The following is a 13,770-nucleotide window of genomic DNA, read 5'->3' as shown; positions in this document are numbered from 1 at the left end:
GCGTGACCGTCGACGACACGGGCTCCGGCGCGGACGGGGACGGCCGGGTGGACCCCGAGCCCGGCCCGGACTCCGCCGACTCCGGCGAGGACCCGCTCGCGCTGCGCCTGGAAGGGCTCATCCTGGGCGCCGAGCGCCGCTACACCCCCTTCCAGGCCGCACGCAGCGCCGGCGTCTCCATGGAACTGGCGTCCCGTTTCTGGCGGGCCATGGGCTTCGCCGACATAGGCCAGGCCAGGGCGCTCACCGAGGCCGACGTCCTGGCGCTGCGCCGGCTGGCCGGTCTGGTGGAGGCGGGGCTGCTCAGCGAGGCCATGGCGGTGCAGGTGGCCCGGTCCACCGGGCAGACCACCGCCCGGTTGGCCGAGTGGCAGATCGACTCCTTCCTGGAGGGGCTGACCGAGCCGCCGGAGCCCGGGATGACGCGCACCGAGGTGACGTACCCGATCGTCGAGCTGCTCCTGCCCGAGCTGCAGGAGTTCCTGGTCTACGTGTGGCGGCGCCAGCTCGCCGCCTCGGCCGGCCGGGTCGTGCAGGCCGGTGACGACGAGGAGATGGTGGACCGGCGCCTCGCGGTCGGCTTCGCGGACCTGGTCGGCTTCACCCGGCTGACCCGCCGGATGGAGGAGGAGGAACTCGGCGAGCTGGTCGAGGCCTTCGAGACCACCGCCGCCGACCTGGTCGCCGCCCGCGGCGGACGGCTGATCAAGACACTCGGCGACGAGGTGCTCTACGCGGCCGACGACGCCGGTACGGCCGCGGAGATCGCGCTGCTCCTCGTCGAGACGATGGCATACGACGAGACGATGCCGGAACTGCGCGTCGGCATCGCCTTCGGCACGGTGACCACCCGGATGGGCGACGTCTTCGGTACGACCGTCAACCTGGCCTCCCGGCTCACGTCGATAGCTCCCCGGGACGCCGTCCTCGTCGACTCGGCCCTCGCGGAGGAGCTGGTCCGGACGCGGGACGCCCCCTCCTCGGAGGCGGTGGCCGCCGAGGAGGCCGCCGCCGCGGAGAAGGTGGGCGAGGAGCCGCCGTCCTACCGTTTCGCGCTCCAGCCGATGTGGCAGCGGCCGGTACGCGGTCTCGGCGTCGTCGAGCCGTGGCTGCTCACGCGGCGGGGCGGCGGCGGGGAGACCTGACGGCCGGGCTGGCGGGTCCGGCCGGTCCGGCGGGTCGGGCGGGTTGGGCGGGTTGGCGGGCTGGTTCGGTGGCCGGGCTGGTGGGCTGGTTCGGTGGCCGGGCTGGTGGGCTGGTTCGGTGGCCGGGTTCGTGGGTTGGTGCGGCGGGCCGGTCTGGCGGACGGTTCGGCGGGGCGCCCCGGCCGGGCGTCCTGACTGCCGGCTACGTGTTCCGTCCGGGGAGCAGGTCCACGCACAGGCCGATGACCGGCACGCACAGGCCGCCCGGACGGTCGAGTTCCGGTACCGGCGCGGGCGCGGGCGGCGTGCCGCGGCCGGACGGTGGGGCCGGCGTGGGGCGCGGTGCGGGCGCACCGGGCCGTGGGGACGGCGAGGACCGCGGTGGCGGCGGCTGCGGAGCCCGCGGAGGCGGCCCCGCTTCGCTCGCGCCCGGGGTCCGGGAGGTGCCCGAGGCCCCCGTGGCGCCCGAGGTCCCTGCGGTGCCTGGGGCCCCTGTAGCGCCTGGGCCTCCCGCCGTCCCCGAAGCCCCCGGATTCCCCGGGGCGTCCGGGGCGGCCGTCGTGGACGGAGGCGCGGCCGAGGGCCCGCCCCCGGTCGCCCCCGGTACGAGCCCCGGGCCCGGGAACCCGCTGAGGCCGCCCATGGCCGAGGTCGCCGACGGGCTCACCCGCGGCGCGCCGGCGGTGCCCGTGCTGGGGGAGGCCCGGTCCGCCGCGGCGTCCCGGCCCCTGTCCGTCTCCACGCGCGGCCCGGCCCCGCCGCCGAGCGCGTGCGCGCCGTCGTCGCCGGGCTCGGCCAGCAGGCGTACGAGACCCAGGGTGCCGGACGCCAGGGCCAGGCCGCAGGCGGCGAGCACCCCCTTGCGCGGACGGGGGCGGCGGTGCCTGCCGCGGCGGCCCCGGTGGTACCGCTGGTCCGTCGGTGTGCCGTTCGTCGTCATGATTCCTCCCCGGTGCGCACGCGCCCCCGCTGCGCCGTGGCGGAGCGACGCTATGCGCTGCCGTCGGCCGGGACGCGGGGGTTGGCGGGATGTCACTCGAACGGGTAAGCGGAGGGCGGCGGGAGCGGGCGTGCCCGGTCTTTCCCCGTGCGGGCCCGCCTGCGATGATCGGGCGGTCGACTTGTTAACCCGCGTTAACCGGAGGGTGTCATGACCGAGGAGCGGTTCGGAGACTTCGTGCTGGTGCGGCGGCACGGGGACGGGCATGTCGCGGAGCTCGCGCTCGACCGGCCGAAGGCCATGAACGCCGTCTCGACCGCGATGGCCCGGTCGATCGGCGCGGCGTGCGCGGCGCTGGGCGAGGACCGGAGCGTGCGGGCGGTGGTGCTGACCTCGACGCACGAGCGGGCGTTCTGCGTCGGGGCCGACCTGAAGGAGCGCAACTCCTTCTCCGACGCCGACCTGCTGCGCCAGCGGCCGGTGGCGCGGGGTGCCTACACCGCCGTGCTGGAGCTGCCGGTGCCGACGGTCGCGGCCGTGCACGGGTTCGCGCTGGGCGGCGGGTTCGAGCTGGCGCTGTCGTGCGACGTGATCGTGGCCGACCCCACGGCGGTGGTGGGGCTGCCCGAGGTGTCCGTCGGGGTGATTCCGGGCGGTGGCGGTACGCAGTTGCTGCCGCGACGGGTGGGGGCGGCGCGGGCGGCCGAGCTGGTGTTCACGGCACGCCGGGTGGAGGCCGCGGAGGCGCACGGGCTGGGGCTCGTGGACCAGCTCGTGGACGAGGGGCGGGACCGGCAGGAGGCGCTGGACCTGGCCTCCCGGATGGCCGCCAACTCGCCCGTGGGGCTGCGGGCGGCCAAGCGCGCGCTGCGGCTCGGTCACGGGCTGGACCTGCGGACCGGCCTCGAGGTCGAGGACGCGGCGTGGCGGTCGGTGGCGTTCTCGGGGGACCGGGCCGAGGGTGTCGCGGCGTTCAACGAGAAGCGAACCCCGCAGTGGCCGGGGGAGTAAGTCCCGGCCACCGCGGGGGGAGCGGCCCCCGGTGGGGCGGCCCCTGCCCCTGGGAGACAGCGGCCCGGTGGGGTGGTCCCGGTCACTGCGGGTAACCCGGTGGCGTGGCCGGGGCCACCGGGGGAGCGGCCCCCGGCGGAGTCCCGGTCGCCAGGGCGGCGCGGGGCGGTTCCGGTGTCACTCGCCGGGGGCGTCCGGCGGGGAACCCGGACCGGACGACCCTTTCGCCCTGCTTGAGTCACGTTTCTCCCTGAATCTCCCTAGCCTGGAGTGATGGGTGAGGACAGGCGGCTCGCGGCCGTCGTGGCGTTGGCGCAGGGGATGGCCGCCGCGCACAGCTCGCGTGACGCGTGGCGTGCGGCGGCCGACGGTGCCTGCCTGGCGCTGGGCGGCAGCTTCGCCGCGCTGTCGGTGTGGGAGCGCGAGCTGGGCCGGCTGCGGGTGCTGGTGAACGTCGGCCGGCGGGCCGAGGGCGAGGAGGAGTTCCCGGAGGACGAGTCCTATCCGGTGCACCAGTTCGCGGAGATCACCGAGTTCCTGCACGAGCGCTGGGCCGGCGGCGGGGAGCCCGACGCCTGGGTCGAGACGGCCCGGGGCCCCGCCGCGGGGCGCCCCGGCTACGTCCACCAGCGGGTCGCCGCCCTGCGCCGCCGCGGACGCGGCTGCTGCGTGGTCGCGCCGATAGTGCTGCACGGCCGGGCCTGGGGCGAGCTGTACGTGGCCCGCCCGGTCGGGGAGCCGGTCTTCGAACGGGCCGACGCCGACTTCGCCACCGTGCTGGCCTCCGTCGTCGCCGCCGGGATCGCGCAGACCGAGCGGCTGGAGGAGGTCCGGCGCCTGGCCTACACCGACGCGCTCACCGGCCTGGCCAACCGCCGCGCCGTCGACTCCGCCCTGGACGAGGCCGTCGAACGGCACCGCAGGGAAGGCGTCGTCGTCAGCCTCGTCGTGTGCGACCTGAACGGACTCAAGCAGGTGAACGACACGCAAGGGCACGCCGTCGGCGACCGGCTCCTGGAGCGTTTCGGGTCGGTGCTGTCGCTGTGCGGGGCGATGCTGCCGGGCGCGCTCGCGGCGCGGCTCGGCGGGGACGAGTTCTGTCTGCTCGCGGTCGGGCCGTCCGCCGACGCGGTGGTCAAGGCGGCCGAGGAGCTGTGCCGCCGGGCGGCCGAGCTGGAGCTGGGCGAGGGCGTGGCCTGCGGACTCGCGTCCACCGAGGACCCCGTCGGGCCCGTGCGCTCCGCCCGCCGGCTGTTCCGGCTCGCGGATGCCGCCCAGTACCGCGCCAAGGCCGAACGGTCGACCGGGCCGGTCGTCGCCGGGCGGGAGGGGCCCGACGACCCCGTCGTACGGCTCGCGGACGAGCCGTCCCGGGCGGAGGACGGCGAGCGCAGGCGGTTCCGGGGGCGGCACTCGCCGTAGGAGCGGTGCGGTAAGGGGTGAAACCGGTGCCCGCTGGTGACGCACCCCCTCGTGACATCATCGAATTCAGTGCGTACGCTCCTGAATATGGATATGCACAGTGTGAGGGTGGGGGTCTCCGGAGTCACCGCGTCGGACGTCCTCGCCGTGGCGCGCGGGGGCGCCCGGGTCGAGATCTCCGACGAGGCGCTGGCCGCCCTGGCCGCGGCCCGCGGCGTCGTGGACGCGCTGGCCGCCAAGCCGGACCCCGTGTACGGCGTGAGCACCGGTTTCGGTGCCCTGGCGACCCGGCACATCAGCCCGGACCTGCGGGCCCGGCTGCAGCGCAACATCGTCCGCTCGCACGCCGCCGGGATGGGGCCGCGGGTCGAGCGCGAGGTGGTCCGCGCGCTGATGTTCCTGCGGCTGAAGACCGTCTGCTCGGGGCGCACCGGCGTCCGCCCCGAGGTCGCGCGGACCATGGCCGACGTGCTCAACGCCCGGATCACCCCGGTCGTGCACGAGTACGGCTCCCTCGGCTGCTCCGGCGACCTCGCCCCGCTGTCGCACTGCGCGCTCACCCTCCTGGGCGAGGGGGAGGCCGAGGGCCCCGACGGCACCGTGCGGCCCGCCGGCGACCTGCTCGCCGAGCACGGCATCGCCCCCGTCGCACTGCGCGAGAAGGAGGGCCTCGCCCTGCTCAACGGCACCGACGGCATGCTCGGCATGCTGGTCATGGCCCTGGCCGACCTCGACACCCTCTACAAGTCCGCCGACGTCACCGCCGCGCTGACCATGGAGGCCCTGCTCGGCACCGACAAGGTCCTCGCCCCCGAGCTGCACGCCATCCGCCCGCACCCCGGGCAGGCCGCCAGCGCCGCCAACATGCTGGCCGTGCTCAGGGGTTCGGGCCTGACCGGACACCACCAGGACGACGCCCCCCGCGTCCAGGACGCCTACTCGGTGCGCTGCGCCCCGCAGGTGGCCGGCGCCGGACGCGACACCATGGCCCACGCCGCGCTGGTCGCCGAGCGTGAGCTGGCGGCGGCCGTGGACAACCCGGTCGTCCTGCCCGACGGGCGGGTGGAGTCCAACGGCAACTTCCACGGCGCCCCGGTCGCCTACGTCCTGGACTTCCTCGCCGTCGCCGTCGCCGACCTCGGCTCCATCGCCGAGCGGCGCACCGACCGGCTGCTGGACAGGAACCGCAGTCACGGCCTGCCGCCGTTCCTCGCCGACGACGCCGGCGTCGACTCCGGTCTGATGATCGCCCAGTACACCCAGGCCGCCCTGGTCGGCGAGCTGAAGCGGCTGGCCGTACCGGCCTCGGCGGACTCGATCCCGTCCTCCGCGATGCAGGAGGACCACGTGTCCATGGGCTGGTCGGCGGCGCGCAAGCTGCGCACGGCCGTCGACAACCTCACCCGCGTGATCGCCGTCGAGCTGTACGCCGCCACGCGCGCGATCCAGCTCCGCGAGGGGCTCGCCCCGGCGCCGGCCTCGCAGGCGGTCATCGACGCCGTACGGGCGGCCGGTGTCGAGGGTCCCGGTCCGGACCGCTACCTGGCGCCGGACCTCGCCGCGGCGGAGGCGTTCGTGCGCGCCGGGCGCCTGGTGGCGGCGGCGGAGTCGGTCACCGGGCCGCTGCGCTGACGGAGCCGGAGCGCGAGGGCCCCGCCGGGAGGACGGGGCCCCTCGCACTCCGGCCGTCCTCGCGCCGGGGCGCACCGGCGCGCCGTCTCCGCACGGTCAAGGAATCCAGAAGAACGTCAAGTTCTCTCAAAGTCCGACGCGTTCCCGGCGGACCGAGTACCCCACGAAGCCGGCCCCGAGGCCGAGGCAGAGGGTGCCGCCGACGACGTACGGAGTGCTGTCGAAGCTGCCGGTGTCGGCCAGGCGGGTCGTGCCCTCGCCGGTGGCCGCCGTGCCCGTGGACACGGCTCTGGCCTGCTCGGTGACCTGCGGAGACGGGCTCGCGGCGGCGGACTTGAGTACCGGTGTGTCGGGTGTCGCGTTCGCGGACGGGACGAACCACAGGGCACACAGCAGACCTCCCGCGGCGGCGGCGGTCAGCAACGGACGGCGAGCGGATGACACGGAATATCGATCCCCTTGTGGCGCTGGCGAATTGGCCGTGTGGGCAGATGTTAGTGAAAGGCGCGGGTCACGGGAAAGTCACGGGAGCGGTCGGCCTTACGCTCCGGACATGAGCACACCAGAGACATCACGTTTTGTGCGTATTCGCGTCGACCTCGTCCTCGAGATCGACGACGACGAGGCCGTCACCGGGGCCGCGCTCCAGGCGCTCGCCGACGACACCGGCCTGGCGGACGGGGAGCGGGCCCTGGCCGAGCGTGCTGTGACGGAGGACACCGCCGAGGCCCTGGCGCACCTCGTCGACCCGTTCGACCTGGTCGGCGCGGTGCCCGGCGTGGAGCTCCAGCAGGCCTCCTGGAGCAGCGAGCAGATCGACTACGACCCCGATTCGCCCGAGTGGGACCTCGGCGAGGATGATGGCGCCGAGGACGTCCCGGAAGACGGGGAAACGACGGCCGGCTGACGCGGTGTGGGAAATCTCGTGACCCCGGGCGGCAACCACCGTCCGGGGTTTCGTCGTCTCACGGGAGGCGCGGACCGGTCTTCCGCACCGCCGCACGCCACCGTTGGCCTCCGCGCGAACGTGGCATGCCCCACACCGGACGGCGATGGGGAACGGGACGAACCGGTCGTAGCGTTGAAAGTTCTTGACGGGGAATCTCGGGGTTTCCGGAGACGGCGACGATGGAGAAGCGTGTGATGACGGACGGTAAGCGGCGCAAGGGTCTGGCGGCCGCGTCCGCACTGCTCGGCGGTGTGCTGGTGCTCTCGGCGTGTTCCGGTGGTGACGCCGGCACCTCCACGGAGGGGGGCAACAAGACGTCGCAGGCCGAGGCCGACGCGGCGGCGGCCAAGAAGTCGTCCGAGGCCCAGATCAGGATCACGCCGGACGACGGCTCGGACAACGCCTCCATCAACAAGTCGGCCGGTGTCACGGTGAGCAAGGGCACGCTCACCGAGGTGACGATGACCGCCGCCGACGGCACCGAGGTCAGCGGCCAGATATCCGCCGACAAGACCAGCTGGCAGCCCACCGGCCAGCTGGAGCGGGCCACCACCTACAAGGTGACGGCGACCGCCCAGGACTCCGAGGGCCGCGCCGCCCACGAGAACGCGTCGTTCACCACGGTCTCCCCGAAGAACAGCTTCATCGGCACCTTCACCCCGGACGACGGCAAGACCGTCGGTGTCGGCATGCCCGTGTCGATCAACTTCGACAAGGAGATCACCGACAAGGCCGCCGTCCAGCAGGGCATCACGGTCAACACCACCAGCGGCCAGGAGGTCGCCTGCCACTGGTTCAGCACCCAGCGCATGGACTGCCGTCCCGAGGACTACTGGCAGGAGGGCTCGACCGTCACCCTCAAGCTGGCCCTCGACGGCGTCGAGGGCGCCGAGGGCGTCTACGGCGTCCAGCAGAAGACGGTCAGCTTCACGATCGGCCGCAACCAGGTCTCGTACGTCGACGCGGAGACCAAGCAGATGAAGGTCACCCAGGACGGCAAGACCGTCAAGACGATCCCGATCTCCGCGGGCTCGCCGGAGAACAAGACCTACGAGGGCCAGATGGTGATCTCCGAGAAGTACAAGGAGACCCGGATGGACGGCTCGACGGTCGGCTTCACCGACGACGACGGCGAGGGCGAGTACGACATCAAGGACGTGCCCCACGCCATGCGCCTGAGCACCTCCGGCACCTTCATCCACGGCAACTACTGGGGCAAGGGCGTCTTCGGCAACGCCAACACCAGCCACGGCTGCGTGGGTCTGGCCGACGCCCAGGGCGCCGACGACCCGAACACTCCGGGCGCCTGGTTCTACGACAACTCCCTCATCGGTGACGTGGTCGTCGTCCAGAACACCGGCGACAAGACCATCGCCCCGGACAACGGCCTCAACGGCTGGAACATGGACTGGGCCCAGTGGAAGGCGGGTTCGGCGGTCTGACGGACGCGGGCCCGGTGATGTGACGCCGAACGCCCCGCGGACCACCGCGACTTCACCCGGACGCCCGCCGCCCCCTCACCGGGGGGCGGCGGGCGTCCGGCGTACGCGAGACTTCTCATCCTCCTCTTATGCGGGCCTTATCCCTTCATCACAGGCCGTACCTACCGTGCGGCCATGTTCTTCACGTATCTGAGGCGCGAACTGCGCCGCCGCAGAAAGGCGGCCCTCGTCGTCGCCTCGGGCCTGGCCCTGGGCATCGCGCTGGTCATCGTCGTCGACTCCGTCTCCTCCGGCATGAGCAAGGCGCAGGACAAGGTGCTGCAGTCGCTCTACGGACTGGGCACGGACATGACGGTCACCAAGGCCGCGTCCCCGACGGCCGCCACGGACGAGCGGCCACGCTTCCGCTTCGACGCGCAGGAGGACGGCTCCGACGAGGAGCAGAGCACGGACCGCGTCACGGTGCAGGGCTTCCAGACGCTGGCGAGTTCGACCGTCGAGAAGGTCGCGGAGCAGAGCGGTGTCGCCGACGCGGTGGGCGGGCTGAGCCTGCAGGTCGTCAAGGTCAGCGGCCAGTTCACCCGCGGCCAGTTCCAGCAGGAGGGCGGCTCCGGCGGTCAGGGGCAGGGCGGTGGCCCGGGCGGTGAGCAGGCCCCGCAGGGACGCGTCCAGGGCGGCGGCGCCGACTTCGACGTCAACAGCTACTCCGTCTACGGCACCGACGTCACCGAGGCCGCCCTGGGCCCCCTGACCTCCTCCACCATCACCAGCGGCCGCACCTTCAAGGCGTCGGAGACCAACGCCGCGGTCGCCGTCGCCGACGCGGCCTACGCCAAGGAGAAGAAGCTGGAGACCGGCAGCACGGTCACCGTCAAGGGCACCGAGTTCAAGGTCGTCGGCATCGCCACGGCCGACAGCGGTGACGCGGCGGCCGACCTCTACCTGCCGCTCCAGCAGGCCCAGACGCTGGGGGACGCGAAGGACGCGGTCACCACCATCTACGTCAAGGCGACCGACTCGCAGCGGATCGACGGCGTCAAGTCGGACATCCAGAAGAACATCTCGGGTACGACGGTCACCACCTCCGCCGACCTCGCCGACACCGTCTCCGGCTCCCTGTCCACCGCCTCCTCCCTCGCCGCCGGCGTCGGAAAGTGGCTGTCGGTCGTGGTGCTGGCCGCCGCGTTCCTGGTCGCCGGGCTCCTCACCTCCTCGGCGGTCTCCCGCCGGGTGCGCGAGTTCGGCACGCTCAAGGCACTGGGCTGGCGGTCGGGCCGGGTGACCCGGCAGGTGATCGGCGAGGCCGTCGTCAACGGCCTGGTCGGCGGCGTCCTCGGTATCGCGCTCGGTCTGGCGGGCGCCTACCTCGTCACCGCGGTCAGCCCGACGCTCCAGGCCCAGCTCGGGGGCGGGTCCGGCGGGGGCGCGGGTGGCCCCGGCGGCGGCTTCGGCGGTGGCGGCACGGGCGGCGGGCCCGGACGGCAGACCGCCGCGAAGACCCTGGACATCGCCCTCACCGCGCCCGTCAGCCTCACCACCATCGCCCTCGCGGTGGGACTCGCCGTGGCCGGCGGGCTCGTCGCCGGCGCCTTCGGAGGCTGGCGCGCCTCCCGCCTGCGCCCGGCGGACGCCCTGCGCCGGGTCGAATAGCGCCGCCTCGACCAGCGCCGCGTCGAGCAGCGCCATCCACCCCACGTTCCCCAGGAGTTGCCCCATGTACGAACTCAGCGGCGTCACCAAGCGCTACACCCGCGGCAAGAACACCGTGCACGCCCTCGACGGCGTCGACCTCACCATCACCGACGGCGACCGGCTGGTCATCCAGGGCCCCACCGGCGGCGGCAAGTCCACGCTCCTGCAGATGCTGGGCGCGCTGGACCGGCCCAGCTCCGGCGAGATCGTCCTCGACGGCACCGACCTGGCCAAGCTGCCCGAGGCCCGGCTGACCCGGGTGCGCAGCGAGAACATCGGTTTCGTCTTCCAGTCCTTCAACCTCATCCCGACCCTGACCGCGCAGGAGAACGTGGAGACCGCGCTGGTCCCGCTCGGCGTCCGGACGAAGGAGCGGCGGGAGAAGGCCGCCGAGGCGCTGGCCTCCGTCGGGCTCGGCGAGCGGCTCGGGCACCTGCCCGGCGAGATGTCCGGCGGCCAGCAGCAACGCGTCGCCATCGCCCGCGCGCTGGTGAAGCAGCCGAAGGTGCTGCTCGCCGACGAACCCACCGGAAACCTCGACGAGTCGACGCGCGACGAGATCATGGAGGTGCTCGACCGCATGTGGAAGGAACTGGGCCTCACCTTCGTCATGGTCACCCACGACTCGGCGATCGCGAAGCGGGCGCCCCGCCTGGCGACGATCCGCAAGGGGCGGATCACCGTGACGGAGAGGGCGAAGGCGCAGCCCGTCGGTGACGCCAACCCGTCGGCCGTGTAACGGACTGCGTGCGGCGAGCCGGTACGGCGGCCCGTCGGTCCGCGCCCCTTCCGCCCATCCGCCGCGGCGGATGATCTCCCCCCGGCATGGTCCGGGGTCCGGATGCCGCGGTCCGGAGGCCGGGGGCGGGCGGATCGGGGCGGGGCGGACCGAGGCGGGGCAGCAGCCGGTCGGCTGGGCGGCCGGCGGGCGGGCCGGTGAGCCGGTCGGTGATCCGGCCGGAGGTCCGGTCCGGCCGGGGGCTCGGTCACGGTCCGGCCGGAGGAAGGCGCCCCTCTCTCCTCCCCCCTCCCCGTCCCTGCCGCACGGCCGCGGGCAGGACGTCGCCTCTGGCATCATGGCCAAGTGGAACCCTGTCCCGCTTGATGCCATGGAACAGTGTCCCGTACGGCGATCCCGGAGAGCGGAGGATACGACGTGGTGAAGGACGGCGACGAGGCCACGGGGCACACGGCGGCGGCCCGGCCCCGGCGGGCGGACGCCCGGCGCAACCAGAAGTCGCTGCTCGACGCGGCCGCCGCGGTCTTCGTCGAGGCGGGCGTGGAAGCGCCGGTACGCGACATCGCGGCCCGGGCCGGCGTGGGGACGGCCACGATCTACCGCCACTTCCCGACGCGGGCGGACCTCATCATCGGCGTCTACCGGCACCAGGTGGAGGCCTGCGCCGAGGCCGGCCCGGACCTGCTGGAGAACAGCCCGACCCCGTACACCGCCCTCGCGCGGTGGATCGACCTCTTCGTGGACTTCCTGGTCACCAAGCACGGCCTCGCCGCCGTGCTGCAGTCCGACCACGCGGGTTTCGGGACACTGCACGCGTACTTCCTCGACCGCCTGGTGCCCGTGTGCGCCCGGCTCCTCGACGCCGCGACCGCCTCCGGCGAGATCCGCTCCGACCTGGAGGCCGTCGCGCTCATGCGCGGCGTCGGCAACCTCTGCATCGGTGCGGAGAGCGACCCCCGGTACGACGCGCGCCGCCTGGTCGCCCTCCTCGTCGCGGGCCTGCGCCGAACGGACTGACCGGGGTGCCCCGGCCGGACCCGAGCGGGAGGGTCGCCCCGCCGGGTCACCGCGCGCCGCGCAGCCGGACGAGGTACGTCGCGGTCAGCGCGACGGTCCGGTCCCCGTCGTGCGACAGCTCCGCCAGGGCACGTGCGGCCGTCGGCCCCGGAATGTCCGCCAGCGCCTGGGTCAGCCGTACGCGTCCCGGCGCGTCGGTGGTGTCGCGGGCCAGGTGGTCGACGAGTTCGCCGGCGATCCGTTCCGCCGTCGCGCCGTCGCCGGCCAGCACGCTCAGCGCGTCGGCCGCGTCGGTGTCGTGGCGTCCTCCGACGATCATGTCGGTGAGCGTCGGCACCGCAGCGGCCACTCCCCGCGCCCCGAGAGCCAGAGCCGCACGGCCGCGGACCGCGGCGTCGGGGTCCGCGAGGGCCTCCCGGAGCGGGGCGGTGGCCCCGGTGCCGGGCAGCTCGGCGAGGCACTGGACGGCGCGTTCGCGCACCGCGGCCTCCGGCGAGGCGAGGGCCTGCGCCAGCAGCGCCGTGCCGGCGTCGCCCGATCGCGCCAGCGCCCACCGCAGGGCGCCGGCGACGATCGGGTCCGTCTCGCCCAGTACCGCGTCGACCAGGGCCGCCACCGGCACCGGCACCTCGTCGACCGAGGAGAGGGCCGCGCGCTGGCGCGCCGCGGCGCTCTTCGACCCCAGTGCCTGCAGCACCGGGACGACCTGGAGGACGTCCTCCCAGCCGGCGGGCTCCGCGGCACCGATCCGGCACAGTCGCGTCAGCAGCTCGGTCTCGGCCGCGATGCGCGCACGCGTCTGCCGGATGAGGTCGTCGACCAGTGCCGACGGTGTGAAACCCGGATCGTCGAGTGCCCGGCCGATCTCGCGCAACGACAGTCCCAGCGACCGCAGGCTCTCGATGTGGAAGATCCGCCGGATGTCCTCGGCGGAGTACTCCCGGTAGCCGGAACCCGTGCGGGCCGAGGGCCGCAGCAGGCCCAGCGACTCGTAGTGCCTGAGCATGCGGGCACTGACCCCGGACCGCCGCGCCACCTCACCGATCAGCACCTGCCCCGTCGTCCCTTCTGGCCGGACCCGCCGAGGGCCACGACGCGCTTGGCCTCCTCGATCGCGTACCCGAAGTCGGTGTCCGGGTCACGCAGCAGGTGTTCCGTGGCGAGGGCGTGCGCGCGCACGCGCCCGTCCGGCGCCGATGCCGCCGCCGCGGCATGCAGCGCCGGCAGCACGACGTCCCCCAGCGCGGCCAGCGCCCGGCTGAGGCTCAGCTGCGTCTCCCGCTCACCGCGCCCGAGCTGCGTCACCAGCGTCGCGGCCAGCTCGGCCTCCTCGCCCTCCGGCACCAGGACGACGGCGGCCCGCCAGGCGCTCCGTGCCACCTCGTCGTCGGCGTCGGACAGCAGGGCACGCGTGATCGCCGGCCACGCCCGCCGGTCCCCGATCTTGGACAGGGTGTGCAGCGCCTGGCTCCGGGCCTGGGCTCGCTCGGAGCGGGTCTCCCGGAGCAGCGCGGGGAGCGTCGCGGACACCGGGTGGCGGGTGAGCGCCCAGGTCAGCATGTCGCGGACGAAGAACTCCGGCTCCACCGCGCACCGTTCGACGAGCTTGCCGACGAAGCGCGGATCAGGTGCCGTGCCGACCGCCAGGGCCGTCCGCAGCCGCACGGACGAACGGTCGTCCTCCAGGCCCCGGAGCGCGCGCAGCGCGTCCGGGTCCGGTCCCGTGGTCATGGTCATGGGAAGCCACCTCCTTGGACGGCAGTGAAGACCCTGCCACCGTG

12 protein-coding genes are annotated in these 13,770 nt (G+C 74.1%); 9 read left to right on the top strand and 3 right to left on the bottom strand.

Going from position 1 to position 13,770, the window contains the following annotated elements:
- Window positions 1-2: 2 nt before the first annotated feature.
- From ACVV2G_RS05745 to hutH, 4 genes are all read left to right on the top strand, one after another.
- Complete coding sequence (locus tag ACVV2G_RS05745) at window positions 3-1,145, top strand: adenylate/guanylate cyclase domain-containing protein (protein ID WP_453841483.1); 1,143 nt, start codon at window positions 3-5, stop codon at window positions 1,143-1,145.
- 1,150 nt (window positions 1,146-2,295) lie between these two features.
- Window positions 2,296-3,096: an enoyl-CoA hydratase/isomerase family protein gene (locus ACVV2G_RS05740; protein WP_453841482.1), complete on the top strand. Its 801-nt coding sequence runs from the start codon at window positions 2,296-2,298 to the stop codon at window positions 3,094-3,096.
- Window positions 3,097-3,369: 273 nt separating this feature from the next.
- Window positions 3,370-4,518, top strand: coding sequence for a GGDEF domain-containing protein (locus ACVV2G_RS05735; protein ID WP_453841481.1), 1,149 nt, complete (start codon window positions 3,370-3,372; stop codon window positions 4,516-4,518).
- 93 nt (window positions 4,519-4,611) lie between these two features.
- Window positions 4,612-6,150 (top strand): histidine ammonia-lyase, encoded by a 1,539-nt coding sequence (hutH, locus tag ACVV2G_RS05730; protein WP_453841639.1) that lies wholly within the window; start codon window positions 4,612-4,614, stop codon window positions 6,148-6,150.
- A gap of 126 nt (window positions 6,151-6,276) precedes the next feature.
- Here hutH and ACVV2G_RS05725 read toward each other — a convergent pair whose 3' ends face one another.
- Complete coding sequence (locus tag ACVV2G_RS05725; RefSeq protein ID WP_453841480.1) at window positions 6,277-6,594, bottom strand: hypothetical protein; 318 nt, start codon at window positions 6,592-6,594, stop codon at window positions 6,277-6,279.
- 109 nt (window positions 6,595-6,703) lie between these two features.
- Here ACVV2G_RS05725 and ACVV2G_RS05720 point away from each other — a divergent pair, with 109 nt between their 5' ends.
- The 5 genes from ACVV2G_RS05720 to ACVV2G_RS05700 all read left to right on the top strand — a co-directional run bounded on the left by ACVV2G_RS05720 (window position 6,704) and on the right by ACVV2G_RS05700 (window position 11,989).
- Window positions 6,704-7,057 (top strand): hypothetical protein, encoded by a 354-nt coding sequence (locus tag ACVV2G_RS05720; RefSeq protein ID WP_453841479.1) that lies wholly within the window; start codon window positions 6,704-6,706, stop codon window positions 7,055-7,057.
- Between the two features lie 236 nt (window positions 7,058-7,293).
- Window positions 7,294-8,541 (top strand): L,D-transpeptidase, encoded by a 1,248-nt coding sequence (locus ACVV2G_RS05715; protein WP_453841478.1) that lies wholly within the window; start codon window positions 7,294-7,296, stop codon window positions 8,539-8,541.
- Between the two features lie 174 nt (window positions 8,542-8,715).
- Window positions 8,716-10,191, top strand: a complete 1,476-nt coding sequence (locus ACVV2G_RS05710; protein ID WP_453841477.1) for an ABC transporter permease — start codon at window positions 8,716-8,718, stop codon at window positions 10,189-10,191.
- A gap of 64 nt (window positions 10,192-10,255) precedes the next feature.
- On the top strand, window positions 10,256-10,972 hold the full coding sequence (locus tag ACVV2G_RS05705; protein ID WP_453841476.1) for an ABC transporter ATP-binding protein: 717 nt from the start codon (window positions 10,256-10,258) through the stop codon (window positions 10,970-10,972).
- A 420-nt stretch (window positions 10,973-11,392) separates the two neighbouring features.
- The gene (locus ACVV2G_RS05700; protein ID WP_453841638.1) at window positions 11,393-11,989 is read left to right on the top strand and encodes a TetR/AcrR family transcriptional regulator; all 597 of its coding nucleotides are present in this window, start codon (window positions 11,393-11,395) and stop codon (window positions 11,987-11,989) included.
- Between the two features lie 46 nt (window positions 11,990-12,035).
- Here ACVV2G_RS05700 and ACVV2G_RS05695 read toward each other — a convergent pair whose 3' ends face one another.
- Both ACVV2G_RS05695 and ACVV2G_RS05690 read right to left on the bottom strand, forming a co-directional pair.
- Window positions 12,036-13,040 carry a MerR family transcriptional regulator gene (locus ACVV2G_RS05695; RefSeq protein ID WP_453841475.1) on the bottom strand — a complete coding sequence of 335 codons (1,005 nt, stop codon included), beginning with the start codon at window positions 13,038-13,040 and terminating at the stop codon, window positions 12,036-12,038.
- Window positions 13,034-13,726 (bottom strand): HEAT repeat domain-containing protein, encoded by a 693-nt coding sequence (locus ACVV2G_RS05690; protein WP_453841474.1) that lies wholly within the window; start codon window positions 13,724-13,726, stop codon window positions 13,034-13,036. The genes ACVV2G_RS05695 and ACVV2G_RS05690 overlap by 7 nt, the downstream gene beginning before the upstream one ends.
- Window positions 13,727-13,770: the final 44 nt, after the last annotated feature.

This window comes from Streptomyces sp. JK94, from assembly GCF_053613315.1.
The sequence above is the reverse complement of the archived record's forward strand: the minus strand, read 5'-3'. Positions and strand labels throughout refer to the sequence as shown.

Bases quoted from the DNA above. Each gene is read 5' to 3' on its own strand.
- ACVV2G_RS05740 (WP_453841482.1), top strand. From the start codon at position 2,296: ATGACCGAGGAGCGGTTCGGAGACTTCGTGCTGGTGCGGCGGCACGGG.
- ACVV2G_RS05690 (WP_453841474.1), bottom strand. From the start codon at position 13,726: ATGACCATGACCACGGGACCGGACCCGGACGCGCTGCGCGCGCTCCGG.
- ACVV2G_RS05705 (WP_453841476.1), top strand. From the start codon at position 10,256: ATGTACGAACTCAGCGGCGTCACCAAGCGCTACACCCGCGGCAAGAAC.
- ACVV2G_RS05715 (WP_453841478.1), top strand. From the start codon at position 7,294: ATGACGGACGGTAAGCGGCGCAAGGGTCTGGCGGCCGCGTCCGCACTG.
- ACVV2G_RS05710 (WP_453841477.1), top strand. From the start codon at position 8,716: ATGTTCTTCACGTATCTGAGGCGCGAACTGCGCCGCCGCAGAAAGGCG.
- hutH (WP_453841639.1), top strand. From the start codon at position 4,612: ATGCACAGTGTGAGGGTGGGGGTCTCCGGAGTCACCGCGTCGGACGTC.
- ACVV2G_RS05735 (WP_453841481.1), top strand. From the start codon at position 3,370: ATGGGTGAGGACAGGCGGCTCGCGGCCGTCGTGGCGTTGGCGCAGGGG.
- ACVV2G_RS05720 (WP_453841479.1), top strand. From the start codon at position 6,704: ATGAGCACACCAGAGACATCACGTTTTGTGCGTATTCGCGTCGACCTC.